This is a genomic window from Pseudoalteromonas sp. S2755, assembly GCF_005886535.1.
GTDB lineage: Bacteria > Pseudomonadota > Gammaproteobacteria > Enterobacterales > Alteromonadaceae > Pseudoalteromonas.
On sequence record NZ_PNDS01000028.1, the window covers coordinates 40,196 to 63,811 of the forward strand.

Below are 23,616 nucleotides of genomic sequence, written 5' to 3' on the forward strand. Positions count from 1 at the left end.
CCTTTCATTTCCACTGCCGAGCAGTTTAACTTAAAACGCTAAAAAATTGCGACAGCTAAAGCTTTCGCTTAACTGGTCGATAACCAATTATGATATTTTACGCGCTTGTACCATGATCATCAGAACGCTTTTATTACTTGTTACCGCTTTACCCGCGACGACTTTTGCAGTAGAACATATTGATGCAGCACCCCTTGGGTCTCTTTATCAGCAAGACGCTAATCGCTTCTTCGAGCCATCGCAACTGATCAAACTGGAAAGCGAAAACGAAGGCTTTTATGTATTTCATCAAGAATATATGGCAGCCGCTCGCGAAGGTATCGTGATCCTATTACCAGACATGCAAACTCCGCCACTCAATAACAGCGGCATAAGCTTTCTTGCAAAGCGATTAAGCGACGATGGCTATGATACTTATACCCTCACTCCGCCCGATCTTTCTTATGCACCGAGTTTACTGGAGCAAGACATTGTACTCCCCGACGCTGAAAAGCCTGCTCAGCAAACACTTGGCCCCATTTCTGAATCAAATCTCGATGAATATAAAATGGCCTTGATCAGCCGCTTTGAAGTGCTTTATAACACCCTGTCCATGACCCAAACAGAAAAGTTGGTGGTTGTCGCATTTGGTAATAGCGCGGGCTTATTTGGAGAGCACTTAGCAACGCTGCCCAACCTACGTATCGATGCCTTTGTCATTGTTAGCCCACAACTGCCTAATGCAACGCGGCAAAAGCACTTAGCATCCAACCTTTCTCTGATAAGCCCTGCTTTGCTGGATGTTTACTACAGTTTTGACAATCCTATTGTGGTCGATAATACGCAGGACAGAGCCCGCTGGGCAAGAAAGAATAGCAAACTTGATTATCGCCAACGGGAGCTTTTTGGAGAAAAAACCGATCCGCTCCAACATCAAAGACTCAGAAAGGAATTACTCGGCTTTTTACGCGCATTATAGTTTTTCAGGTTAGCTCTTTTTTAAATATTCATAAGCGGACTGAATGTCTTGGCTTTTGCGCTTTGCAACCTCCATCATATGCTTAGGCAAGCCTTGTGACACCAATTTATCAGGGTGATGCTGCGACATCAGTTTGCGATAGGCTTTTTTGATATCACGCTCATTAGCCTCTTCACTCAACCCCAGTACAGCCAACGCTTTGGCACGGTTTAAACCATTATCTTGTGATGCCGGCTGACGGCCGCCATGTTGCTGGTGTTGGTGTTGCGATCTTCCCGACGCCTGCGAGCGGCGAAATTCAAATTCTGCTTGGTAGCGCTTTAGCAAGAATAGAAAGTGGGTTTCTGCAAAGCCTAAATACTTACTCACCTGTTTAAGTAAGGCCTTCTCCGCATCAGACACATGGCCATCACAAAATGCCATTTGAATCTGAATTTCTAAAAACAGCTGTCTCAAATCATAGCGTCTAGCAAAAGCTTCTTTAAAATCAGTCACAGCCTCTTTTATCGAGAAGTCACTGCTTTTTCCCGCAGTAAACGCATGTTGTGCTTCTTTTCGCTCTTCACCCTGCAAGCCCATTTCACTCATAAATGCAGACGCGGCTTGAATGTGGATTTCGCTGACACGACCATTAGATTTTGCAATATGTCCCATCACAGAAAAACAGCTGGAAAAGAACAAAGCTTGGCGCTCATGCAGATCTTCACCTTTCATGAAACCTTGAAAGCCACCAACTTTATCAAAATCCTGACGCAAACTTTTATCAAATAAATGGCCGAGATAAAAACCTAAAATAGCGCCTAACCAACGACCAAATAAAAAGCCGAAAATTGTGCCTAATAATTTACCCCACATCACTATACCCTAACTTGTCATTGATCATTTTTAGTCGCTCTGGCGTGCCGATATCATCCCATGCGCCCAAATACAGTTCCGTAGAAACTTTATGCTGCTCAAGCCCACTGCGCAGCAACGGCCCTAATTTTATAAAGCCAGCCCCAAGCTCGGTAAAAAAACTTTGGTGATATTTGCCAATGCCGGACAAGGTATACTTTTGCTGATTGAGCGGCTGATGGGCAAGGCAAAAGTCGCCTTCAGGGTTATGTTCGGGATTTTCTACCAATACAATGTGCGCTTCGCAGTCACCCTCTTCTGCGCTGCCGAGCTGTAACTGCACCAAGCTGCTAACATCATAGTCCGTAAAAATATCGCCATTGAGTACAATAAAGCTGTCATCCTGTTCACATAACATCGGCAGAGCTTTAATTATTCCTCCTGCGGTTTCTAATCCTCCCTCAGGTTCATCACTGTACTCAATATTGACACCGAAGTGACTACCATTGCCGAAATGCTCTTTTATCACCTGACCTTGCCATGCAAGATTGATCACGATATCGCAGATCCCAGCCGCTTTTAAGCGCTCAATATGATGCTCAAGTAGTGGTTTTCCTGCAACGTTAAGCATAGGTTTTGGTTGGTTCGTGGTCAGTGGCATCATGCGTTTACCACGACCAGCAGATAAAATTATCGCTTTCATTGTTACTTCTACTTTGTGCCTAATTTGGCCTGCGCTTGAGGCATTATGTCATTCTCTAGCCAGCTTGCAAGCCACTGAAATTCTTTATACTTACTCGCTACTTCAACGAGGTAGCGTAACGTTGGCAAAATATTTTCTAAGTACCCGCCTTTGCCGTCTCGCTGCAATAAGCGAGTAAAAATTCCGGCAGCTTTAAGGTGCCTTTGCATCCCCGTTAAGTCAAAGTACTGTTGGTAGGTGCTAAAATCCATATCGCCTAATAAATTTGCCGCTTTTAAGCAATCAAAGCTATGTCGCTGAAGCTCGGTAAACTCATGTGCATCAAGGCGAGTATAACAATCCCGCAACAGCGAAACCGCATCATAAGTGACAGGCCCTTGTACCGCATCCTGATAATCAATGAGATACCACTGAGACTGATGACATATCAGATTGCGACTATGAAAATCTCGATGCATCGTAACCTGCGGCTGACGAGTCATCGCATCGACGAGCTTCAACTTCACATTATGCCACTGCACTTGTTGATATTCGGTGGGTGTTAAGCCAAGCCATTTTGTTACAAGCCACTCGTAAAAGATATTAAGTTCCATATCAACGAAATCAGCATCATAGGGCTTCATCCATTCACTCTTTGGTGTTTTGGCTATTTTAGGAATAAGCGCTATCAACGCACGATAATCCGCTAGCCGAGAAGATAATGCCAACCTATCGGCCAAATGCTCAGAGCCTAAATCTTGTAACAGTAACAGCCCTTGCTCTTCTTTACGGGCAAGGATTTGTGGCACATTGAGCTCTTGCTTTGCAAACACCGTATTTAAACCAATAAAAGGGGCATTATCGAGTTTATCGACCGGTGTCTCCATTAAGATCCACGACTTCGTTTGTTGTTTGACGCGATAATAACGGCGGAAACTGGCATCCGAGGTGATAGCCTCACATGTAAAATCGTCGCTTTGTAGTGCTTGCTGAATAAACTCGATGCGCTGGTTTTGACTATTCATGGATTTACTATTACACCTTCTACTTGTAAATATTTAAATGCTACTGTATTTCCGACAGTTTTCATTTATCATGATGAGCTTATTATTAAATGCTCAGCTAATAGGTTATTAAATGCGCAAAATTTGGGGCTTGGCTGTATTATCCGCTATTCATTCTACAGCTTTTGCTAATACGAACATTGTCGCCGCACAATGTAAAGACTATATGCAGCCAGAAAACTGGAAGCCGTTAGCCTCGCTGCCCAAACATGCCATTGATATCGTTGCCGATGACTTAGAACTACAAGGTACTGATAGTGCTGAGTTTTCTGGCAATGTGGTGATTAACACTGAAACCATGAGCTTAGAAGCTAGACGTGCGCTAATCGATAAAAAAGAAGGCCTGCTCAGCGCTTCTGGACCACTACTCTATCGTGACCAATTTACCAAAGTTCACAGTAATGGGCTATTCGCGGATTTAAATGCTAACACGGTGAGCTTGCTTGGTGCTGAATATGAGTTAACAGACCAGCAGGGCCGCGGTGGTGCAGAAAAGTTGCATGCTTCGGGCAGCAACATTTCACTCGACAACTCCAGCTTTACCACGTGTCCTGCTGATGACCCATTTTGGAGTATCGAGGCAAGCAGCATTGTACTTTCTCGAGAAGACGGTTGGGGTGAGACCTATAATACGGTGTTCAAAATTATGGACACGCCTATTATTTATTTACCCTACTTTACATTTCCAATCGATGATAGACGAAAATCAGGCCTGCTGACGCCGACAATTTCCAGCTCAAATAAGTTTGGCTTGGAGCTGATCACCCCTTATTATCTCAATCTAGCCCCCAACTACGACGCGACCTTAACGCCAAGATACATGGCCAATAAAGGGTTTCAGCTTATTACCGAGTTCAGATATCTAACCGAACAACACCAAGGTAAAATCGGGGTGGAATATCTCAGTGAGGATGACTCAGAGCCGCAGCTAGACGATCGCTACTTAGTGCATTGGCAACAAAAAAGCTATTTAAGTCATAAATGGCGTGCGTTTGTTGATGTCACAAATGTGAGCGACGATAACTATCTCACTGACTTAACATCCGAATACGCCAACGAAACTGACACTCAGTTATATCGCACCGGCAGTCTAAGTTACCTTGGTGAAGACTGGTTAGTCGACTTAAAGCTGCAAGATTTTGAAGTGTTGGGTGACCACAGAGAATCCTACACAGCACTACCGCAAATTAACTTCCGTACACGTGACAGTTATGAACTTGTTGGCCTTGATTGGGACTTTGAGGGTGAGTTTGCCTATTTTCAAAATGATGCCTTACCAATCTCAGAGGCGTCGCGATTACATCTAGAACCTCGCGTGTCTTTTTCACGCAGCGACTACGCTTGGTCATTTACCTCCGAGGCACGCTTACTTCACACGCGTTATGAACAAAATATAGATGTGCCTGATACAGAGTATGAAGAGTCTGTCACGCGTACATTGCCAAGCTTACGAGTACATGGACAACTGAATTTTGAACGCAGTACCGAGTTCTTTTTTGAACAAGGTACACAAACACTTGAGCCGCAAATTCAGTACCTTTACACACCACACAGAGAGCAAAGCCAAATTGGTTGGTACGACACGGCTAAGTTACAAGATGACTTTATTGGTCTGTTTAGAGCACGCCGCTACTCAGGTTATGACCGGATTGCAGAAGCCAATCAATTCACTGTGGGGGCAACCACGCGTGTATTCGATAGCAGTAATGTCGAACGCTTTAACTTCAGTGCAGGTCAGATTATTTATCTTGAGTCATCTGTAAAGCCTTCTGAACAGCTATTTACTGATGATACTAACTATAATGCACTATTTGCCGCTGAATCCATGTTACATTGGCATAAGCGCTGGTACCTCTCAGGTGGGGTGCAATATGATGTGGATAGCAAAGAGTTAGTGCAGTCTCACTTTACTTTGGACTATAAAGGAGACGACAAGCAGTTAGTGCAATTGAACCATCGTTATGTTAATGATGTCTCAGACTATGAAATTGACCAAGTCGGTCTCTTTACAAGTTTACCAATTGACGATAACTGGCAATTTGTAGCAAGCTATCACCGAGATATGACGGCAAATAGAAGTGTTGAATCCTTTGTTGGTGTTCAATACCAGTCTTGTTGTTGGGCTATTCAGGTGACTGCGAATCGTCAAATTGAAACAAACTTAAACCAAACACTTACCAATGATGAAGCAGTGTTTGATTCTGGCTTCAGCCTGAAATTTGTCCTTACAGGGCTTGGAAGCCAAAGCAGTGGTGATGCGAGTAAACTCCTTCAACAGGGTATTTTTGGTTACCGTAGACCGTATTTTTTGAATAAATAGAATTTAGAAAGCCGTATGAATTTAAAAAAGTTGTTATTAGTGGCCTCATTAAGTGCAGGCCTGTTTACTCAAGCACATGCCGAGCGTGTAAAGTTAGATACTGTTGTTGCCACGGTTAATGATGGTGTAATTTTACAAAGTGAAGTCGATCAAATAATAAATCGTGTTAAAGAACAGGCTGAGCAGCAAGGTACAGAACTTCCTAGCGATAGAACATTACGCTTGCAAGCCATCGATAAACTCATTGAACAATCTTTAATGTTGCAATTGGGTGATCGCATGGGAATGCAAATTTCTGATGCTCAACTAGATCAAACCATTGCAAATATTGCCCAAGATCAAGGCGGTACTATCGCTGACTTACGTCGCTCAGTTGAAGCGAGTGGCGAAAGCTTTCAGGCATATCGAGAAGAGATCCGTAAAGAAATAACCACAAGCCAAGTACGCCGTGCCAGTGTTGACCGCCGTATTTACATTAGCCCTCAAGAGGTGACAAACCTGCAAAAAATCTTGAGTGAGCAAACGGGTAACTCAGAAGAGTATGATATCGGCCATATCTTGATTAAGATCCCAAACAAAGCGACTCCGGAAGAAATTGAGGACGCTCGTGAGCGCGCAGATAACGTGATTAAATTTTTGAACGAAGGTAAAGAGTTCAAGCGCATCGCAATTGCCTCTTCAAGCGGCTCAAAAGCACTAGATGGTGGTCAATTAGGCTGGATGGGGATTAACGAAATGCCAACCTTGTTCGCTGAGGCCATTAAAGGCGCGAAAAAAGACGACATCGTTGGTCCACTGCGCTCAGGCGCGGGTTTCCACATTCTAAAAGTACAAGATATTCGTGGTCGTGAAGTTGTTGAAACTGTTGAGGTGCGTTCACGTCATATCTTAATCAAGCCGTCTATTATCCTAAGTGAAGAAAAAGCACGCTCAATGCTAGCAGGCTTCGTAAAAGACTTACGCGCAGGTACCGCTAACTTTGCAGAACTGGCTAAAGAATATTCTGAAGACCCAGGCTCTGCACTTAAAGGTGGTGAATACGATTGGACAGATCCAACTACATACGTACCAGCGTTTAGAGACACTCTGTTGTCTTTAGAAAAAGATCAGATCAGTGAACCATTTAGAAGTACATTTGGCTGGCACATTGTACAATTGCTAGATAAACGCGTAGCCGATAAAACAGAACAAGCTAAGTTAAATCGCGCACACCGTCTGCTGTTTAACCGTAAATTTAAAGAAGAAAGCTTTAAATGGATTAAAGAAATGCGGGATCAAGCGCATATTGAAATTATCGAAGCGGAATAACGGCTATGACACTCAGAATCGCAATTACACCGGGTGAGCCTGCAGGTATTGGCCCAGATCTTGTTATCAAACTGGCTCAGCATGCATGGCCTGCTCAGTTGGTTGCGGTGGCTGATAAAAGCATTCTAGAAAAACGTGCCAAAGAACTTGGTGAGCGAATCAAGTTACTGCCATTTGACAGTGATGCTACGCCTGAAGCGGCACCCGCAGGTGCCATTTACTACCTTCAAGTAGACAAAGGTGCTGAAGTGGTCGCCGGTCAATTAGATGAAACTAATGGCCATTATGTGCTCGAAACCTTGCGCATTGCCTCTGAAAAGAATATGGATGGGACATTCGCAGCGGTAGTCACGGGCCCTGTTCATAAAGGTATAATTAACCAAGCTGGGATCTCGTTTAGCGGTCATACTGAGTACTTTGCACAGCAGTCTGATACCGCTGATGTCGTTATGCTACTCGCAACCGAAGGGCTGCGTGTAGCGCTAGTAACGACGCATATCCCACTGGCGTATGTATCAAAGGCGATTACGCCTGAGCGTCTCAGCAAAGTCATTCATATTTTACATCACGACCTACAAACCAAGTTTGGTATTGAACAACCAAGAGTATTAGTTTGTGGATTAAATCCGCACGCTGGAGAAAGTGGTCATCTTGGTCGTGAAGAAATAGAAACCATTGAGCCAACACTGGAAATGCTGAATAAACAAGGCATGAACTTGGTTGGACCGCTGCCAGCTGACACCCTTTTCCAAGCTAAATATTTAGATAATGCTGATGCTGTGCTTGCAATGTATCACGATCAGGGCTTACCTGTGTTAAAATATAAAGGTTTTGGAAACTCAGTAAACATCACCCTAGGATTACCTTTTGTTCGCACATCGGTCGATCACGGTACAGCGCTTGATTTAGCCGGCTCTGGTGATGTTGAAGTGGGTAGTTTTGAATTAGCGATCCGCGAAGCAATTAAGCTCGCAACCAAAAAAGCACAGAATGCATGACAGATAAAGTACATCTCGGACACAGAGCGCGTAAACGCTTTGGTCAAAACTTCTTAAATGACAACAATATTATCGACAAGATAGTAACTGCTATCGACCCAAAACCTGAAGACAATCTGGTTGAGATCGGTCCTGGCTTGGGTGCTATCACTGAGCCAGTTTGTGATTTAAGTGGTCACCTAACCGTTGTAGAACTTGATAAAGATCTTGCCGAGCGCTTGATCCATCATCCATTCTTGGGGCCTAAATTAACGGTTCACCAAGGTGATGCGATGAAGTTTGACTTCTCTTCTTTAATCAAAGAAGGGGAAAAATTAAAGATCTTTGGTAACTTACCTTACAACGTATCAACCCCTTTGCTATTTCACTTATTTGAATTTGCCGACCAGGTCGAGCATATGCACTTTATGCTGCAAAAAGAAGTGGTTAACCGCATGGTTGCGGGCCCGGGTAGCAAAGCCTTTGGCCGCTTAAGCGTAATGACGCAGTACTATTGTCACGCTATTCCTGTGATTGAAGTACCACCACATTGCTTTAAACCTGCACCAAAAGTTGACTCGGCCGTTGTTCGATTGATCCCAAAAGATCCGTCACAACGTACAGCTAAGAGCACTAAACTTTTGAATACTGTATGTTTGGAAGCGTTCAATCAACGTCGCAAAACACTAAGAAATAGCTTATCGAACCTGTTAACCGAAGAGCAGTTGCGAAACCTAGGTATCGACCCTACGCTTCGCGCTGAAAACCTGTCGCTTAACCAGTTTATTGAAATTGCAAATTGGATATATGACAACTCAAACTAATATTGGCTCACCGATCAAAGTATCGGTGGAGACCTTTTACGTTGAAGCGCAATCACAGCCTGAAAAGGACAAATATGTGTTTGCCTACACAATTACCATAAAAAACCATAGCTTATGTAACGCTAAGCTACATAGTCGCTATTGGCTCATTACCGATGCGAATGGCAAAGAGACCGAAGTAGAAGGCGATGGTGTTGTCGGTGAGCAGCCTACCATTCGCCCTGGCGAGAGCTACCAGTACACCAGCGGCGCGGTGCTCGATACCCCTGTTGGTACGATGGAAGGCTATTATTTAATGCGTAATGAGTTTGGCACCGAGTTTAAAGCGCCAATCAATGTATTTAGACTTTCCTGTCCAAATATTTTGCATTAATATCGTTTTTATTTTGCGGAAGCGGGTTTGCCCCGCGTTCCTCGTAGATGCTAGACATCGGAACAAAAACATCGAGTTATAAAAAACGCAGGTAATAGATGGCAAAATACGCAATTGGAGACTTGCAAGGCTGCTTCACTCCACTCATCGGGCTACTCGACCAAGTCGACTTTAACCCAAGCCAAGACCATTTATACTTTGTCGGTGACATCATCGCCAGAGGACCTGACTCACTTGCTTGCCTCGAGTTCCTCTATCAACATGCTGGCTCTATTAGCATTACACTCGGCAATCACGATCTCCACTTTTTAGCATGTCTTGCTTTGGGAACCGCTGCGAACCCAAAAGATAATTTAGACGCGGTTTTTGCCAGTCCTAAATACCAGAAATATGCTGACTTATTACGTGCACAGCCCCTCGCTATTTGGCTTGAAACGCAGCAAACTTTTATTTCTCATGCAGGTATTCATCCAAGCTGGAGTATTACGCAAGCGCTAGAATATGCACGCTTTGCCGAAGCCATTTATCAATCAACAAAAGCCCCTGAGTTTTACGCCAATATGTACGGCGCTCACCCAGGACTTGAGCTCGATAAGCTCGGTGAGCAAGATAAGTTTAAAGCTATTGTTAACGTCTTCACTCGAATGCGCTTTCTAAAACAAAATGGTGAACTGGATCTTAAGAACAAATCTGGCCTAAAAGATGCGGCAGATCTCACCCCATGGTTTGAGCTCAGCCAAACCCCTGCCGACACAACCCTACTTTTCGGCCACTGGGCTGCGTTAGAAGGCGAAACCCACAAGAAAAATATTATTGCCTTAGACACTGGCTGCGTGTGGGGAGGTCCTATGACGATGATAAATATCGACAGTGGCGAAAAATACCAGCATAGTTAGCCTCTGTAACAGTTCTAAATCGACGTTTAGGTAAGCACTTACTTTACTTTTATTAAACTAAAGCCTATTGATCTTTCAAGTTTGTTTTTGCAGCAAAGGTCAACAGCCCCTAGGCTACACTCGAAGAAAACGTGAAGCCTATGCTTTTTATTCATTGGGCTGCTATTTTTTGTAATCCGACCTTTTTTACTGAAATTTTTTGTCACATCTGCTATAAAATACTTAACTTATCCGCAATAAATCCGATAAGTATCCGTATTGCTTTGTAAATTTTGTAGGACAGCTATGAATTTGACTGTTAGCCAACGTATTTGGGGTGGTTTTATTACCATCACCTTGTTGCTTCTTCTTATCGGGGGCAATTCTTTATTAAGAATTGCGAACATTGACAACTCAACTCAGCAGGTTAATAACCTGTCTCTACCTGCGCTCTCAAAAAGCTCTGCGCTGCAAGTAGAATTCACTTTAATGAGCAAGGTAGCTCAGGGAAGTTTTTATGCGCGTTCAGAGACTGAGCTAGCGACGCTTAAACAACAATTCACTGAGCGTCAGAAGATCTTTGACAAAACCTACTCTGAGCTGCAGCAGGTCGTTGCCGCTAACAATAAATTAGCCTCAAGCAGTCGTGATGTTGGCAAAAGTTATGATGCTTTCGTCAAAGCCATGAACAGCTTACTAAACGAGAAAACATCTGAGCTTTCGCTACGCGACAAGCTGAAAGAACAACTATCAACTATCGATATTGCCGCAGAAGACGCGACTATGGTGACAGTTGATATTATCGATTTGGATGGCTTGGAAGACGCTGACAAACGCGCTTATCAAGCTGCAAATAACTTAGAAAATAACTTTTCTTCGGTTGTAACCAGCGCCAATGATATTGTTACTGTTGAGGATATAAATACACTGGAAATCGTAAGTAGAGATCAAAGCTACCTCGTTGAAGAGCTAGGTCGCAACATCGACTTAATGCGTGGTCCCGTTAGCGCGCTTGATAGCAGTTTGTTTGCTGATCTCGAAGGCTATTACACTAATTTAAAAGATGCAGTTACAGGCAGCAACAGCATCGCGGAAAATCAAAAACGCTTGATCAACGCGATAGCCGAAACGCGTAAAGAATTATCCAACGCAGAGAAAACTACAAAAGCCGCTCTGTCTCAGTTAGATGACTTACTCTCTGAAGCAAGCCAAGTCGCCTTTAACTTACAGCAAGGCGTACGTGCAGATGTAGGCACAGCAAACTTATGGACTTGGATTGGGATGATAGTAGCAACGTTAATGGCCGTTGGTGTTGCCTACATTACCGTTAGCCGTATCACAAAACCGCTATCGGAAGTAAATCGAGTTTTAAACATTGTCGCCAGTGGCGATATGACACAGCGTTTAGACGATACGGCAAAAGATGAGTTTGGTGAATTATCTAGAAGCTGTAATACCCTAATCTCTAGCTTACGTGAGCTTATTACTGGCATTATTTCTCGTTCGACGCAGCTTGCTGCAGCGTCTGAAGAAACATCGACTATCACCACAGAGTCAAGCCAAGCGATTAAGAATCAGCAGGCACAAGTAGAGCAAGCCGCTACCGCAACAACTGAGATGAGTAGCACGTCTCACGGTGTAAGCAACAGCGCGCATCAAGCACTACAAGAAATTAAAAATGCTGATAAAGAAGCAGAGCGTGTCAAAGGCATCTCACATGAGAACAAACACACTATTGAGCAACTCGCAAGGGAAGTGGATGAAGCCTCTCGCGTGATTAACAAACTACACCAAGACAGCGCTTCGATAGGCAGTATTTTGGATGTTATCCGCGGCATTGCCGAGCAAACCAACCTCCTTGCACTAAACGCTGCAATCGAGGCCGCACGTGCTGGTGAACAAGGTCGTGGCTTCGCTGTGGTCGCAGACGAAGTGCGCTCGCTTGCAAGTAAGACTCAAGAGTCAACCCAAGAAATTCAAGCAATGATTGAATCCTTACAAGCCGGTGCTGAAGAAGCTGTAGGTGCAATGTCGAAAGGTAAACAGCAGGCGGAGTCGTGCGTAACTCAGAGCGACCTTGCTAATGAAGCACTAAACTCCATCACTGCAGCCGTTTCTCAGGCTCATGATGTGAGTGAAGAGATTGCAAACGCGGCGAATGAGCAACAACAAGTAGCGCAGGAAATCAGTGAACGTTTAGAATCGATTGTAACAATCGCAGAGCAAACAGCTGAAGGCGCGAGCCAAACCTCAATCTCTAGTTCTGAGGTTGCTAAACTCGCCGAAGAGTTACGCTTATCGGTAGAACAGTTTAAGGTTTAGCTATCTAACCTGAGCTTTGAGCAGGAAACAGTCTCAAAGCTTTAGGTGGTTTAGCAAAACCGCTAAGCATAAAAAAACCCATGCATGGCATGGGTTTTTTTGTTTCTTTTCTTTGATTATGCAAACAATGCGTTTGCCTTCTCAACGATATTTTCTACCGTAAAGCCAAATAGCTTGAATAGCTCATCAGCAGGCGCTGACTCACCAAACGTTGTCATACCGACGATAGCACCATTTAGGCCTACATATTTGTACCAAAAGTCCTCAATACCCGCTTCGATAGCGACGCGACGCGTTACTGAGCTTGGTAGCACACTTTCTTTGTATTCAGGTGATTGCGCATCAAAAATGTCAGTCGAAGGCATAGACACAACACGTACTTTTTTACCTTCTGCACGAAGTTTATCCGCAGACTCAACCGCAAGTTGCACTTCAGAACCTGTCGCAATAAGAATGATTTCAGGCTCACCATCACAAGATAGTACATAACCACCTTGCTTAATCGCTGCAACCTGCTCAGCGGTACGAGGCTGCTGCGCAAGACCTTGACGAGTAAATACAAGTGCAGATGGACCATCAGCGCGTTCAACCGCTTGCTGCCAAGCAACTGCTGACTCAACTTGGTCACATGGACGCCAGCTTGCTAGGTTTGGCGTAGTACGTAAGTTCGCCATCTGTTCTACTGGTTGGTGCGTTGGGCCATCTTCACCAAGACCGATTGAATCATGGGTATACACAAAGATACTTCTTTGCTTCATCAATGCAGCCATACGTACGGCATTACGTGCGTATTCCATAAACATTAGGAATGTCGCACCGTAAGGGATAAAACCTCTGTGCAATGCAATACCATTCATGATGGCAGACATACCAAACTCGCGCACACCGTAGAAGATATAGTTACCCGCAGCATCTTCTGCCGTTAAGCCTTTAGATTGATCCCAAAGTGTCAAGTTAGAACCCGCAAGGTCAGCAGAGCCACCCATAAACTCAGGTAGAATTGGACCATAGGCATTCAATGCATTTTGTGATGCTTTACGTGTTGCAGGGTTTGCAGGATTCGCTTGAAGCTCTGCAATATACGCTTCAGTTTTCTCTGACCAGTCAGCTGGAAGTTCGCCTTTCATACGGCGCTCAAATTCAGCAGCAAGCTCAGGATAATGTATTTGATATTCAGTGAACTTAATCAACCAGTCACTTTGTTGATTTTGACCACGTGCAGTTGCGTCCCATTTAGCGTACACATCTTCTGGTATTTCAAATGCGCCGTGTTCCCAACCAAGGAATTCACGTGCTGCTTTGATTTCATCATCACCCAGCGGTGCACCGTGACAATCATGGCTACCTGACTTGTTTGGTGAACCATAACCGATAACCGTTTTACAACAAATAAGGGTTGGCTTGTCAGACTCTGCTTGCGCCGCTTCGATTGCCGCTTTAATCGCATCGCTATCGTGACCATCAACACCGGCGATAACATGCCAGCCATAAGACTCAAAGCGTTTTGGTGTGTCGTCGCTAAACCAACCTTCAACTTCACCGTCGATTGAAATGCCGTTGTCATCCCAAAATGCAATCAGTTTGCCAAGGCCAAGCGTACCCGCAAGTGAACAAGCTTCGTGTGAGATACCTTCCATCAAACAGCCATCACCTAAGAATGCATAGGTATAGTGATTAACGATGTCGTAATCTCCACGGTTAAACTGTGCAGCCAATGCTTTTTCAGCAATCGCCATACCTACCGCATTAGTAATACCCTGACCTAATGGGCCTGTAGTCGTTTCAATACCTGGCGCGTAACCATATTCTGGGTGGCCTGGTGTTTTTGAGTGTAGCTGACGGAAGTTTTTGATGTCATCAATTGATAAATCATAACCCGACAAATGCAACAATGAATAAATTAACATTGAGCCGTGACCGTTTGATAATACGAAGCGATCTCTGTCGAACCAATCAGGATTACTTGGGTTGTGCTTTAAAAAATCGCGCCAAAGTACTTCTGCGATGTCCGCCATGCCCATCGGGGCTCCTGGGTGGCCAGACTTGGCCTTTTGTACAGCGTCCATGGAAAGAACGCGAATTGCATTAGCAAGTTCTTTGCGAGATGGCATGAATTCTCCTACCTTTAAATGTGTTTCGCGGGGGTTGAGCCCATTCTTACTTATTTATATGGCTAACTGCAACGGCAAAGGCCATAAAAAAACGGGTACAGACAGACTTTTTCCGACCATTAAAAAAGTTTGCACAATTTTGGACGTCTAGGCGTAAAATAACTAGTCAATGCCTAGGTTTTTTGGTTAGAATACGCCCCTTAATTTTTCGCGCTGTCCCTGATGTTTGTGAAGCGCAATATTTGTGAGCATAAATACAATGGCTAAACATTTATTTACTTCTGAATCTGTTTCTGAGGGCCATCCAGATAAAATCGCCGATCAGATCTCTGATGCGGTTCTAGATGCCATCCTTGAGCAAGATCCAAAAGCACGTGTTGCGTGTGAAACTTACGTTAAAACCGGTATGGTTATGGTTGGTGGTGAAATCACGACTAGCGCTTGGGTTGATATCGAGGAGTTAACTCGTAAGACCGTGCGTGAAATTGGTTACACGCATTCTGACATGGGCTTTGACGCTGATTCATGTGCAATCCTGAATACCATTGGTAAGCAATCACCTGATATCAACCAAGGTGTTGACCGTACCCGTCCCGAAGAGCAAGGTGCTGGTGACCAAGGTCTAATGTTTGGTTACGCGTGTAACGAAACCGACGTACTGATGCCTGCTCCAATCACATACTCACACCGTTTAGTTCAGCGTCAAGCGCAAGTTCGTAAAGACGGCACACTACCTTGGTTACGTCCAGACGCTAAGTCTCAGGTAACCTTCGCATACGAAAACGGTAAAGCTGTAGGTATCGATGCAGTTGTATTATCTACACAACACTGTGATTCTGTATCACAAGCTGACCTTGTAGAAGCCGTGATGGAAACTATTATCAAGCCTACATTACCTGCAGAGCTTATCACTGAAGCAACTAAGTTCTTCATCAACCCAACTGGCCGTTTCGTTATCGGTGGCCCTATGGGTGACTGTGGTCTAACTGGTCGTAAAATCATCGTAGATACATACGGCGGTATGGCACGTCACGGTGGTGGTGCATTCTCTGGTAAAGATCCATCAAAAGTTGACCGTTCTGCTGCTTACGCAGCGCGTTACGTTGCGAAGAACATTGTTGCCGCTGGCCTTGCTGACAAGTGTGAGATCCAAGTGTCTTACGCAATCGGTGTTGCTGAGCCAACCTCTATCAGCGTAGAAACTTTCGGTACAGCTAAGCTTGATGAGTCGCGTTTAATCGAACTTATCCGCGCGCACTTCGACTTACGTCCTTACGGTCTAATCACTATGCTAGACCTTGAGCGTCCAATTTATCAGCCTACTGCTGCTTACGGCCACTTTGGTCGTGAAGAGTTCCCTTGGGAAGCAACAGATAAAGCTGACGCACTGCGTGCAGCAGCAGGCCTATAATCCCCTGCTGCAAAAAGTAAAAAAGGCGCCTAGTGCGCCTTTTTAATGCCTACGGTTAATCCTTTACCCGATAAATACTTCGTCGACATCATCTTTCAAGTTTTGATACTCATCTTCATGCAAATTAAGCTCAATCATCACCTTGTCTTTGAATAGATACCAATCTGCTGCGCTTCTAAAGTGTTTTGCTTCAAAACAAAGGTTTTCAGCCAGTTTAAGTGCCGCAAAGGTTTGCATGTGTTGCGCATTTTTTTGCTCTTCAAGATAGCTAACGTCATGGTGGCGCAAAATCATCTGACATATTTCTTTGGGTAAGTGCCAAGACGTCGCAAGAAAGTAACCTATCACAGTATGAGGCACCGGATATTTTTGCTGCTCGTAGTAAATCAGTGTTTGCTCAGGGCGCTCTATAGACTGTTTTATTACCTCTGCATAGTCAGGATATTTTACAGCCATTGCAGGGATCCCTGCATCGTGAAACAGTCCGAGCAGCTGTAAGTTCTCCATGGGTAATGATGCTTTTAAATGATGCCCCACCACCATTGCTGCTTTTGAAATATCCGCGGCGTTATCCCAAAACTGCTGCAGTGAAATACAACATTTTGATTGCTCAAACGCGTTTTTAAGCAAATACCCTGTCACTAGCTGCGTAATACAGCTAACGCCTAAAAACATCACAGCTTGTTTTATATCTGTGATTGTACGGGCAAGACCATAAGCTGGCGAATTAATTACCTTTAATACCGCAGCTGACGCACCAACATCTGCCGCAATAATATTCGCCACGGTAAATAACTCAGGCTCAGGTTGTGATAATTCATTTTGTAAAGCTTGTAATATTTCAGGCTTAGCAGGTAAGTTAAACCCACCGCGCAAATCATTCAGCACTTTATCGTCAATATTGATCATTGGGCTACCTCAGGAAGTGATACATCAAAGTTTAGTTCATCGCCTGATATTTGCTGTATTGATTATAATGAGGTGATACAAAAAAGCGGGGTAAAACCCCGCTTAATCTGGTTAGAACCAATACGGTTCGCTATACATGGAAGATTGTCTACTTTGCTCCATAGCACTTATCAAAAAGTCAGATTTTTGCTTGAGCCATGCCTGCACTTCTTGAAGCTCGTCTGTATTTTGGCTTTGGCAGAGCTGATATAAATACGCCAGTGTTTCTAGCTCATAAATACCATACACTATATCAATCCAAGGCGTTCTAAACGCTTTGCGCGCTTCTTTATCGTAAAGCTTGCCCAGACAGTTACCGCTTAGTAGCGTGTTTTCTAGCTTTATTCTCACATGTAAATAATCTCTTTCAGAAAGCGATTTACCCTGTGGAAGCAAGTTTTTCAGCTCTTGCCAGTCTTTATCAAATAATTGGCTTGCGATTTCTGTGACAGGTAGCTCTGCTGCACTTAGTGCTTTTTGATCCCAGTTTTTACGCCATGCCCTATCAACAAGCCAGCGAGTAAGTGAGAGAATCAAACGGTTGTAGCGGGTACAATGAAATAAATCTTCAATGTCTGTCGGTGTCGGCTGAACATCTTGCAAATCGGTAATGACCTGCGCCAATTCAGGAAACTGATTAAGTTTCTTATGATAAGCATGGCGCTTTGAAGTGTAGGTTTTTAAGTGAATTGCATTTTCGACCCAAGCAAGTTCTGACAACAACCATTTTAACTCGTTCCGAATACTCTCAGTCGAACTTTTATCAACGATGTCATCGAACAGCCAAAACGCGTGACGAATAAGCGAAACCCCATCGATAACGCGCTTTAACGTCTTGAGGCTTGGTTTATTAAAATAACATTGCTCGTGCTTCTGGACGAACTGAATACCGTAACTGACTGTCGCAATTAACGCTTGCTCTTGCGTTACCTGAGATTTAAGCGGCACAAACCCTATAAACTTATTTGGTTTTAGAGGCTTATCATCGGCAATTCGATATCCTCTGGCGGCCTTTGAGTATAGCCCCAAACGCATACCAGCTTGTTTAATTAGATGGTCGGCTAATAAGAAAAGATCTTCTTTGTTTCCCTCAATCAGCTCTATTTCAAGCTCATTGATTGGCTCCATCTTCCCTTGAGCTGCTATTTCCCCTTTATCCAACACGACTTCAATTTTGGTTCCTGAATCTGTTTCGATTAACCAAGTACGACGAATGAAATTCGTACTGAAGATCGGGAATATGTTTTCTGCAATAGGCTCAAGTTGCATGCCGTGAGGCCAAATATTTGCGTCAAACGCTAACAGATCAGGACGTCCTGACTGAATAGGTAAATTGTACTCAGGTCGTTGGTGTAACCCTCCTACAACTTCTCCCGCAAGCTTAATCGTTTGCTCACATTCATCATTGCAACAACGTGTTCTTAGGCCAATATCTAGCGCACGCAATTCACGATTTGGCGTGTCAAAGTAGGCGTTAGTTAAGTTTTTAGCAGGCTTGTTAGTGACCGTTTTTGCAAACTGTGTGATGAGTGCAGGGATCAGCGGAACTTCATTATCTGAAACCAAAAATTTCAGTTCTATTTCAGTGTCCATTAGGGCAGTGTTTTACCTATTTGTCTAAGGGAGGATCAAAATATACAAAGGAGGCTAAGTTTGCAATCTTTTTATCCGATGAGAAGTGCACCAAATATGCGCTAAATCAATAGATAGCCTGGCTAATTTCGTTGAACGTCAGCAGATTAATAACACCGTATCATTGCGTTAAATGCTGCAATTTTCATTATGTAATCAATTATTTCGCGTCATTCAAAATAAACAAAGCCTTGCTATTAGGCCGCGAAATCCCTACTATTTTGTAAACTTTACGACCCAAAGAATAAAAGGCCAACGCATGTTCAACTTTAAGCAATTTATCATTGCGAGCCTGCTCTTCACCAGCTTTGTAAGCTTTGCTGAAGAGCCAGACGAAAATAGCGCAGTAAACGCGACAACACCAAACGGCTATATTAGTGACAATCTTTTTATTTTCATGCACACAGGTCCAAGTAAAAATTATCGAATTTTAGGTTCTGTTGATGCTGGTACGCCAATCACTATTTTGAGTGGCGCTAATGACGAGTTTGTCCAAATAAAAGATGATAAAGCAAGAGAAGGTTGGGTAGAAAGTAAGTTTGTCACCACAGAACCGGGTTTAAAGCAACAATTAGAGGCGGTTAACCAAACCTTGGTAGAAACTCAAGAGGCACTGAACGATGCCCAGCAGCAGCTTCCAATGCTGCAGCAAAACAATACCAATTTACTAGCTGAAAATGCTTCACTTCAAGACACTATTTCAGGGCTTGAAAAGCAGCTACAAGATGAACGTTTAGCACAGCAGCAAAAAGTCCAAAAAGAACAACACCAGTTGCTCACTTACGGTGGCATCATTGGGATCAGTGGCATTATTATCGGTGTGATCCTGACGCTATTTTTATCTCGTAGAAAGCGTTACGACGGCTGGTAACTGGTTATAACACCTATTGAGGTTAAATAACTTCGTCACTGACAGTACATCTAACTTTCTTGTCAAAATTGATGGGGTGAATTGCTCAATTCGCCCCACTCTAAATACAGTTCTAAAAATAACCTTTCTCTACTTCGAATATCAGCGTATTAAAAAGCCCAACCAAGTAACATGGATATATCGTGCAAATTATGCTCATATTGAACTACGCCTGTGTTGTCATATTCTTTTGATTCTTTAATATTCAAAAGAGAGTATTCCAAACCAACATAGAGATTATCTGTTAGTCGATACTCAACACCTATCGAGGTATAAATATCATTACCGCTATCACCTGAACTACTGCTGCCTGTAGGAACCAACTGTGCAGGGATCACATCTTTGTATTGCCAATGTGCCATTCCAACTCTTATATTTGCATTAATATTGGTAGACACCTCAATCCTTCCCTTAATTCCCAACCTCAGAGATTCGGTATCAATAGGAAATCTGGCTCTATATGAGTAGTCATATGGGTTTTGATAGATTCCAGAGTGTGTGTTAGAAACGTGAACGGGGTATTCAGCTAGTGACTCTCCATGAAAATGCTGTGCGATTTCAAGTGCTAAACGATCTGTAAGCCCAACACCGAGCCTCAGCCCCCATGAATCAGAATTAGCGGATGACGCACGCTTATATCCTAAATCAGACTCTTGCTCGGCATAAAATTCATTATTGGCTTTACCAAAAAGTACTTCTGAAAATATGGCAATATCAGCCTTCGCGTACATAGGCAACGATAGTACTGCCAGTCCAAATAACTGTTTTTTCATTATCACATCGGTGTTTAAAGATTAAAAAGGAAGCAATATTTAGTTTGAAATATTGAAGTGAAAAGCGGGCGGAAGTATACACTGAATATAAAAAATTTAAATAAGGTGTATGATTGAAAGCTTGGCAATACTTTCTAATTTAAAAAGTTAAAGAATAAATAAAGGCCGGAAAAATTCGGCCTTCATTTATTCCATCTAAAACGTATTAGGCTGAACGCTTTGCATTAATTTCACCCCAAATGCCAGACTCAGTAACTCCTTGCACTTTGACCTTATCGACCTCGAATACAGGCTCTTTCCCTTTTGCTCTTTGCTGATGATAATCAGCTGTCACCGCCAAGATAGTCGGTGTAAGACGCACGATGGCAGTAACGTTCACCACCGTCATTAAACCCAATGCGATGTCGGCAAGATCCCATACCTGTTTTAGCGTTGCCGAAGCGCCCCACAACATCATAGATAAGTAGCATGCGGTGTAAATTGAACGGCCAACTTTATTATCCAGATGGAATAAGTGTAAGTTACTTTCAGCATAAGCGTAATTAGCCACTACAGAGGTGAAAGCAAACAAAGTGATCGCCGCCGCGACAAAGTACACGCCCCCAGTTGCTAAATGCGCGGTCATCGCAGATTGTGTCAGCCTTATGCCTTCCATCTCTCTGCCAATATCTATGTCTGCCAATAAAATGATCACGGCCGTACAACTACACAACACTATGGTATCAAAGAATACGCCTAGCATTTGAATATAACCTTGGGTCACGGGGTGATTGGGAATTGGCGACGCACTTGCCGATGCGTGCGGCACACTACCCGCTCCCGCCTCGTTAGAATAGAGTCCGCGCTGAATACCATTTTTGATAGCTGCGCCAAGTGCGCCAGCGCCCGCTTCTTGCAAGCCAAAAGCTGAAAGCAAAATATCTTTGATCATGGCTGGGACCTGTGAGTAATTCATCACGGTAATAGTAATAGCCGCAAGGACAAAGACTAATCCCATTACTGGCACTACCTTTTCAGCAAATCGCGCAATCGCTTTGAAGCCACCAAGAATAATCGAGCCAGCAAGGACTGTGATCACAATACCTGAGTAGAAGGTTGGAATATCAAACGCATTATTGAGCGCATCGGTGATGGTATTGGTTTGCATCGCGCTAAAGGTAAATCCATATCCCAAAAACAAGCAAAAGGCAAAGCATACTGCAAACGCCCGACTTCCCAATCCCATGTGAATATAATAAGCAGGACCACCTCTAAACTCACCTTGGCTATCACGCACTTTATAGACTTGCCCAAGTACACTTTCGGCAAAGCCTGTTGCCATCCCCAAAATAGCTATCATCCACATCCAAAATATCGCACCACTGCCACCAAGAGAGATAGCAACTGCAACACCTGCAAGATTACCAGTTCCAACTCGAGCTGATAGCCCTGTGCATAAGGCTTGAAATGAACTGATTGTATTGCTATCACCCTGACTGCTGCCCCGTAACAGGCTAAACATGTGACGAAACTTTACAACTTGTATCCCTCGCAAAAGAATAGTGAACCAAAACCCTGCAAATAGCAGGATATAAATAAGTATCTGGCCTTCTCCCCATAAAAGCCCATTGATACTCTTAACTGCACTTTCAAACATAGGCGATTCCTGTTTTATTATTATTTGCCGTTTATCTAGGGCCTGTTGACCTTCTTAAAAGGTAAACAGGCCCTAGTATTATTTAACGGTTATTTAAATGGACTCCAGCAATCATACAACGCACCGAGCCACCTGCGGCTTCAATTGTCGGTATATCAATAGCAACTAGCTTAGCTGACTTTTCGATGACAGCAATTTGCTCAGGCAACAACGCCTGATAAGCCGTTGTGGAAAGCGCGAGTATGCGTCCCATACTGCCTTGCAACTCAATCGCGTTGCCGCAAAAATGTTGGATCTGCTGATAAGATAGCGCAATCAGGGTGTGGCCGCTTTGCGTAAAACGGTTAATAAGCTGTGCCCGCTGATATTCTGGCACCATATCTAGGCATATCATGGCGAAATCGGTGGCGACACACATTAAGACATTGGTGTGATAGACAGGCACTTCATTCTTATCATAGGCATTAAATATTTCTGCCTGTAGTCCCAACTGCTCACAAACCTGATTAACTAACACGGCGTTAGTGCGCTTGGATTCTACCGCATAGGCCACTTTTGCTTGATGATCGATAACCATAGAGCCGGTGCCTTCAAGGAATATTTCTTCTGCGGTTAGATGACTATAATCATTGATGTTTGTCACCTGATAGTGAGCACTCAGAAAATCGATAACATCGCGACGGATCTCCAATCGTCGATTCAAGGCGTACATAGGATAAATCGTTAACTGACCATCGCTATGCGTCGAAAACCAGTTATTTGGAAAGACCGAGTCTGGCGTGTCTGTGGAGGTATCTTCAAATAAGTGCACTTTCACGCCAGCCAACTCTAATGCTTGCACGGCGTTACTGACCTCAACATAGGCTCTGTTGTTAGGATTGTTTTCACTGCAAGCTTGCTGAAACGCGTTATCTTGCATGGTTTGTGGATTCGAAGTGAAATGGTGTGGGCGGATCATCACCACCGCTCGAGGTGCTTGGAATATCGTTGTCATACTGCACTCATCATTTGGGCGTTGTCATACTCAATATCAGTGTAACCACACCATAAGACAATTTAAATGCCAAAATCTTATACAATTCGTGCAATTTTCTATCACTTTGCTAAGTTGAATTATACAAATAGACTAATACAACAAAAAACCACAAAGCCGTACTATGACTCCTTATCTATATGATGCGCTTGATAAAGCCTTGATTGCTGAATTGCGCAAAGATGGCCGAGCAGCCATTTCAACCTTAGCCACGACGCTCGATGTGTCGCGTGGCACCGTACAAAACCGTTTAGATAGACTCATTTCCAGTGGTGCAATTCAAGGCTTTACAGTTCGGGTTCATGAACATATCGAATCCGAGCTGGTGCGCGCTATCATGATGATAGAAGTGATTGGTAAGTCCACTACCCAAGTGATTAATGTGCTGCGGGGGATCCCTGAACTCAGTAAAATTCATACCACGAACGGGGCATGGGATTTAATCGCTGAAGTGCAAGCCGCTAACCTCAGTGAATTCGATGGTGTACTGAGGCAAGTTCGAGAGATTGATGGCATTTTAAATAGTGAAACCAGTATTTTGCTATCGAGTACGTAAAGCTCGATAGCGTTGTTTATCTAGATCAGGGTGATGAATCGACAGTCCGAAATAAACTAAATCAGCCAT

20 protein-coding genes are annotated in these 23,616 nt (G+C 43.7%); 11 read left to right on the forward strand and 9 right to left on the reverse strand.

From position 1 onward, the window contains the following. The first annotated feature begins 112 nt into the window (after window positions 1-112). Window positions 113-958 carry a DUF3530 family protein gene (locus CWC03_RS05615; RefSeq protein WP_138580922.1) on the forward strand — a complete coding sequence of 282 codons (846 nt, stop codon included), beginning with the start codon at window positions 113-115 and terminating at the stop codon, window positions 956-958. A gap of 9 nt (window positions 959-967) precedes the next feature. Here CWC03_RS05615 and djlA read toward each other — a convergent pair whose 3' ends face one another. From djlA to CWC03_RS05630, 3 genes are read right to left on the reverse strand one after another with little or no spacing between them, the layout of a single operon-like run. Continuing rightward, a complete protein-coding gene (djlA, locus tag CWC03_RS05620; RefSeq protein WP_138580923.1) occupies window positions 968-1,813 on the reverse strand; it encodes a co-chaperone DjlA in 846 nt (281 codons plus the stop codon). After that, window positions 1,803-2,495 (reverse strand): N-acetylmuramate alpha-1-phosphate uridylyltransferase MurU, encoded by a 693-nt coding sequence (gene murU / locus CWC03_RS05625; RefSeq protein WP_138580924.1) that lies wholly within the window; start codon window positions 2,493-2,495, stop codon window positions 1,803-1,805. Before murU ends, djlA begins: the two co-directional genes overlap by 11 nt. Before the next feature lie 8 nt (window positions 2,496-2,503). Beyond that, on the reverse strand, window positions 2,504-3,499 hold the full coding sequence (locus CWC03_RS05630; protein ID WP_138580925.1) for an aminoglycoside phosphotransferase family protein: 996 nt from the start codon (window positions 3,497-3,499) through the stop codon (window positions 2,504-2,506). Between the two features lie 112 nt (window positions 3,500-3,611). Between CWC03_RS05630 and lptD the strand changes: the two genes are divergently transcribed. The 7 genes from lptD (at window position 3,612) to CWC03_RS05665 (ending at window position 12,537) form a co-directional block, all read left to right on the forward strand. Beyond that, window positions 3,612-5,858: an LPS assembly protein LptD gene (lptD, locus tag CWC03_RS05635; protein ID WP_138580926.1), complete on the forward strand. Its 2,247-nt coding sequence runs from the start codon at window positions 3,612-3,614 to the stop codon at window positions 5,856-5,858. Between the two features lie 15 nt (window positions 5,859-5,873). Beyond that, complete coding sequence (gene surA, locus CWC03_RS05640; protein WP_138580927.1) at window positions 5,874-7,166, forward strand: peptidylprolyl isomerase SurA; 1,293 nt, start codon at window positions 5,874-5,876, stop codon at window positions 7,164-7,166. 5 nt (window positions 7,167-7,171) lie between these two features. Beyond that, entirely contained in the window at window positions 7,172-8,164 is a 993-nt protein-coding gene (pdxA, locus tag CWC03_RS05645) for a 4-hydroxythreonine-4-phosphate dehydrogenase PdxA (protein ID WP_138580928.1), read from the forward strand. After that, window positions 8,161-8,967, forward strand: a complete 807-nt coding sequence (rsmA, locus tag CWC03_RS05650) for a 16S rRNA (adenine(1518)-N(6)/adenine(1519)-N(6))-dimethyltransferase RsmA (RefSeq protein WP_010606006.1) — start codon at window positions 8,161-8,163, stop codon at window positions 8,965-8,967. Before pdxA ends, rsmA begins: the two co-directional genes overlap by 4 nt. After that, window positions 8,951-9,340 carry a Co2+/Mg2+ efflux facilitator ApaG/CorD gene (gene apaG / locus CWC03_RS05655; RefSeq protein WP_010374721.1) on the forward strand — a complete coding sequence of 130 codons (390 nt, stop codon included), beginning with the start codon at window positions 8,951-8,953 and terminating at the stop codon, window positions 9,338-9,340. Before rsmA ends, apaG begins: the two co-directional genes overlap by 17 nt. Window positions 9,341-9,438: 98 nt before the next feature. After that, complete coding sequence (locus tag CWC03_RS05660) at window positions 9,439-10,236, forward strand: symmetrical bis(5'-nucleosyl)-tetraphosphatase (protein ID WP_138580929.1); 798 nt, start codon at window positions 9,439-9,441, stop codon at window positions 10,234-10,236. A 285-nt stretch (window positions 10,237-10,521) separates the two neighbouring features. Continuing rightward, window positions 10,522-12,537 (forward strand): methyl-accepting chemotaxis protein, encoded by a 2,016-nt coding sequence (locus CWC03_RS05665; protein ID WP_138580930.1) that lies wholly within the window; start codon window positions 10,522-10,524, stop codon window positions 12,535-12,537. A gap of 116 nt (window positions 12,538-12,653) precedes the next feature. On the opposite strand, the gene tkt is transcribed toward CWC03_RS05665, so the two are convergent. Then, window positions 12,654-14,648 carry a transketolase gene (tkt, locus tag CWC03_RS05670; RefSeq protein WP_138580931.1) on the reverse strand — a complete coding sequence of 665 codons (1,995 nt, stop codon included), beginning with the start codon at window positions 14,646-14,648 and terminating at the stop codon, window positions 12,654-12,656. 259 nt (window positions 14,649-14,907) lie between these two features. On the opposite strand from tkt, the gene metK reads away from it, so the two are divergent. Beyond that, window positions 14,908-16,059, forward strand: coding sequence for a methionine adenosyltransferase (gene metK / locus CWC03_RS05675; protein WP_045962687.1), 1,152 nt, complete (start codon window positions 14,908-14,910; stop codon window positions 16,057-16,059). Between the two features lie 63 nt (window positions 16,060-16,122). Here the strand turns inward: metK and CWC03_RS05680 are convergent, their stop codons facing one another. Further along, on the reverse strand, window positions 16,123-16,968 hold the full coding sequence (locus tag CWC03_RS05680) for an HDOD domain-containing protein (RefSeq protein WP_138580932.1): 846 nt from the start codon (window positions 16,966-16,968) through the stop codon (window positions 16,123-16,125). 111 nt (window positions 16,969-17,079) lie between these two features. Further along, window positions 17,080-18,600 (reverse strand): CYTH and CHAD domain-containing protein, encoded by a 1,521-nt coding sequence (locus tag CWC03_RS05685; protein ID WP_138580933.1) that lies wholly within the window; start codon window positions 18,598-18,600, stop codon window positions 17,080-17,082. A 172-nt stretch (window positions 18,601-18,772) separates the two neighbouring features. Here CWC03_RS05685 and CWC03_RS05690 point away from each other — a divergent pair, with 172 nt between their 5' ends. After that, window positions 18,773-19,510: a TIGR04211 family SH3 domain-containing protein gene (locus CWC03_RS05690; protein ID WP_138580934.1), complete on the forward strand. Its 738-nt coding sequence runs from the start codon at window positions 18,773-18,775 to the stop codon at window positions 19,508-19,510. Between the two features lie 149 nt (window positions 19,511-19,659). Here CWC03_RS05690 and CWC03_RS05695 read toward each other — a convergent pair whose 3' ends face one another. The 3 genes from CWC03_RS05695 to ctlX all read right to left on the reverse strand — a co-directional run bounded on the left by CWC03_RS05695 (window position 19,660) and on the right by ctlX (window position 22,952). Then, window positions 19,660-20,322 carry an outer membrane beta-barrel protein gene (locus CWC03_RS05695; protein WP_138580935.1) on the reverse strand — a complete coding sequence of 221 codons (663 nt, stop codon included), beginning with the start codon at window positions 20,320-20,322 and terminating at the stop codon, window positions 19,660-19,662. A 205-nt stretch (window positions 20,323-20,527) separates the two neighbouring features. Continuing rightward, a complete protein-coding gene (locus tag CWC03_RS05700; protein WP_138580936.1) occupies window positions 20,528-21,958 on the reverse strand; it encodes an alanine/glycine:cation symporter family protein in 1,431 nt (476 codons plus the stop codon). An 82-nt stretch (window positions 21,959-22,040) separates the two neighbouring features. Beyond that, a complete protein-coding gene (ctlX, locus tag CWC03_RS05705; protein WP_138580937.1) occupies window positions 22,041-22,952 on the reverse strand; it encodes a citrulline utilization hydrolase CtlX in 912 nt (303 codons plus the stop codon). Between the two features lie 163 nt (window positions 22,953-23,115). On the opposite strand from ctlX, the gene CWC03_RS05710 reads away from it, so the two are divergent. Beyond that, a complete protein-coding gene (locus CWC03_RS05710) occupies window positions 23,116-23,547 on the forward strand; it encodes an Lrp/AsnC family transcriptional regulator (protein ID WP_138580938.1) in 432 nt (143 codons plus the stop codon). Window positions 23,548-23,616 lie beyond the last annotated feature (69 nt).

Excerpts from the sequence above, each read along its gene's own strand:
- CWC03_RS05615 (WP_138580922.1), top strand. The coding sequence starts at position 113 with ATGATCATCAGAACGCTTTTATTACTTGTTACCGCTTTACCCGCGACG.
- djlA (WP_138580923.1), bottom strand. The coding sequence starts at position 1,813 with ATGTGGGGTAAATTATTAGGCACAATTTTCGGCTTTTTATTTGGTCGT.
- murU (WP_138580924.1), bottom strand. The coding sequence starts at position 2,495 with ATGAAAGCGATAATTTTATCTGCTGGTCGTGGTAAACGCATGATGCCA.
- CWC03_RS05630 (WP_138580925.1), bottom strand. The coding sequence starts at position 3,499 with ATGAATAGTCAAAACCAGCGCATCGAGTTTATTCAGCAAGCACTACAA.
- lptD (WP_138580926.1), top strand. The coding sequence starts at position 3,612 with ATGCGCAAAATTTGGGGCTTGGCTGTATTATCCGCTATTCATTCTACA.
- surA (WP_138580927.1), top strand. The coding sequence starts at position 5,874 with ATGAATTTAAAAAAGTTGTTATTAGTGGCCTCATTAAGTGCAGGCCTG.
- pdxA (WP_138580928.1), top strand. The coding sequence starts at position 7,172 with ATGACACTCAGAATCGCAATTACACCGGGTGAGCCTGCAGGTATTGGC.
- rsmA (WP_010606006.1), top strand. The coding sequence starts at position 8,161 with ATGACAGATAAAGTACATCTCGGACACAGAGCGCGTAAACGCTTTGGT.
- apaG (WP_010374721.1), top strand. The coding sequence starts at position 8,951 with ATGACAACTCAAACTAATATTGGCTCACCGATCAAAGTATCGGTGGAG.
- CWC03_RS05660 (WP_138580929.1), top strand. The coding sequence starts at position 9,439 with ATGGCAAAATACGCAATTGGAGACTTGCAAGGCTGCTTCACTCCACTC.
- CWC03_RS05665 (WP_138580930.1), top strand. The coding sequence starts at position 10,522 with ATGAATTTGACTGTTAGCCAACGTATTTGGGGTGGTTTTATTACCATC.
- tkt (WP_138580931.1), bottom strand. The coding sequence starts at position 14,648 with ATGCCATCTCGCAAAGAACTTGCTAATGCAATTCGCGTTCTTTCCATG.
- metK (WP_045962687.1), top strand. The coding sequence starts at position 14,908 with ATGGCTAAACATTTATTTACTTCTGAATCTGTTTCTGAGGGCCATCCA.
- CWC03_RS05680 (WP_138580932.1), bottom strand. The coding sequence starts at position 16,968 with ATGATCAATATTGACGATAAAGTGCTGAATGATTTGCGCGGTGGGTTT.
- CWC03_RS05685 (WP_138580933.1), bottom strand. The coding sequence starts at position 18,600 with ATGGACACTGAAATAGAACTGAAATTTTTGGTTTCAGATAATGAAGTT.
- CWC03_RS05690 (WP_138580934.1), top strand. The coding sequence starts at position 18,773 with ATGCTGCAATTTTCATTATGTAATCAATTATTTCGCGTCATTCAAAAT.
- CWC03_RS05695 (WP_138580935.1), bottom strand. The coding sequence starts at position 20,322 with ATGAAAAAACAGTTATTTGGACTGGCAGTACTATCGTTGCCTATGTAC.
- CWC03_RS05700 (WP_138580936.1), bottom strand. The coding sequence starts at position 21,958 with ATGTTTGAAAGTGCAGTTAAGAGTATCAATGGGCTTTTATGGGGAGAA.
- ctlX (WP_138580937.1), bottom strand. The coding sequence starts at position 22,952 with ATGACAACGATATTCCAAGCACCTCGAGCGGTGGTGATGATCCGCCCA.
- CWC03_RS05710 (WP_138580938.1), top strand. The coding sequence starts at position 23,116 with ATGACTCCTTATCTATATGATGCGCTTGATAAAGCCTTGATTGCTGAA.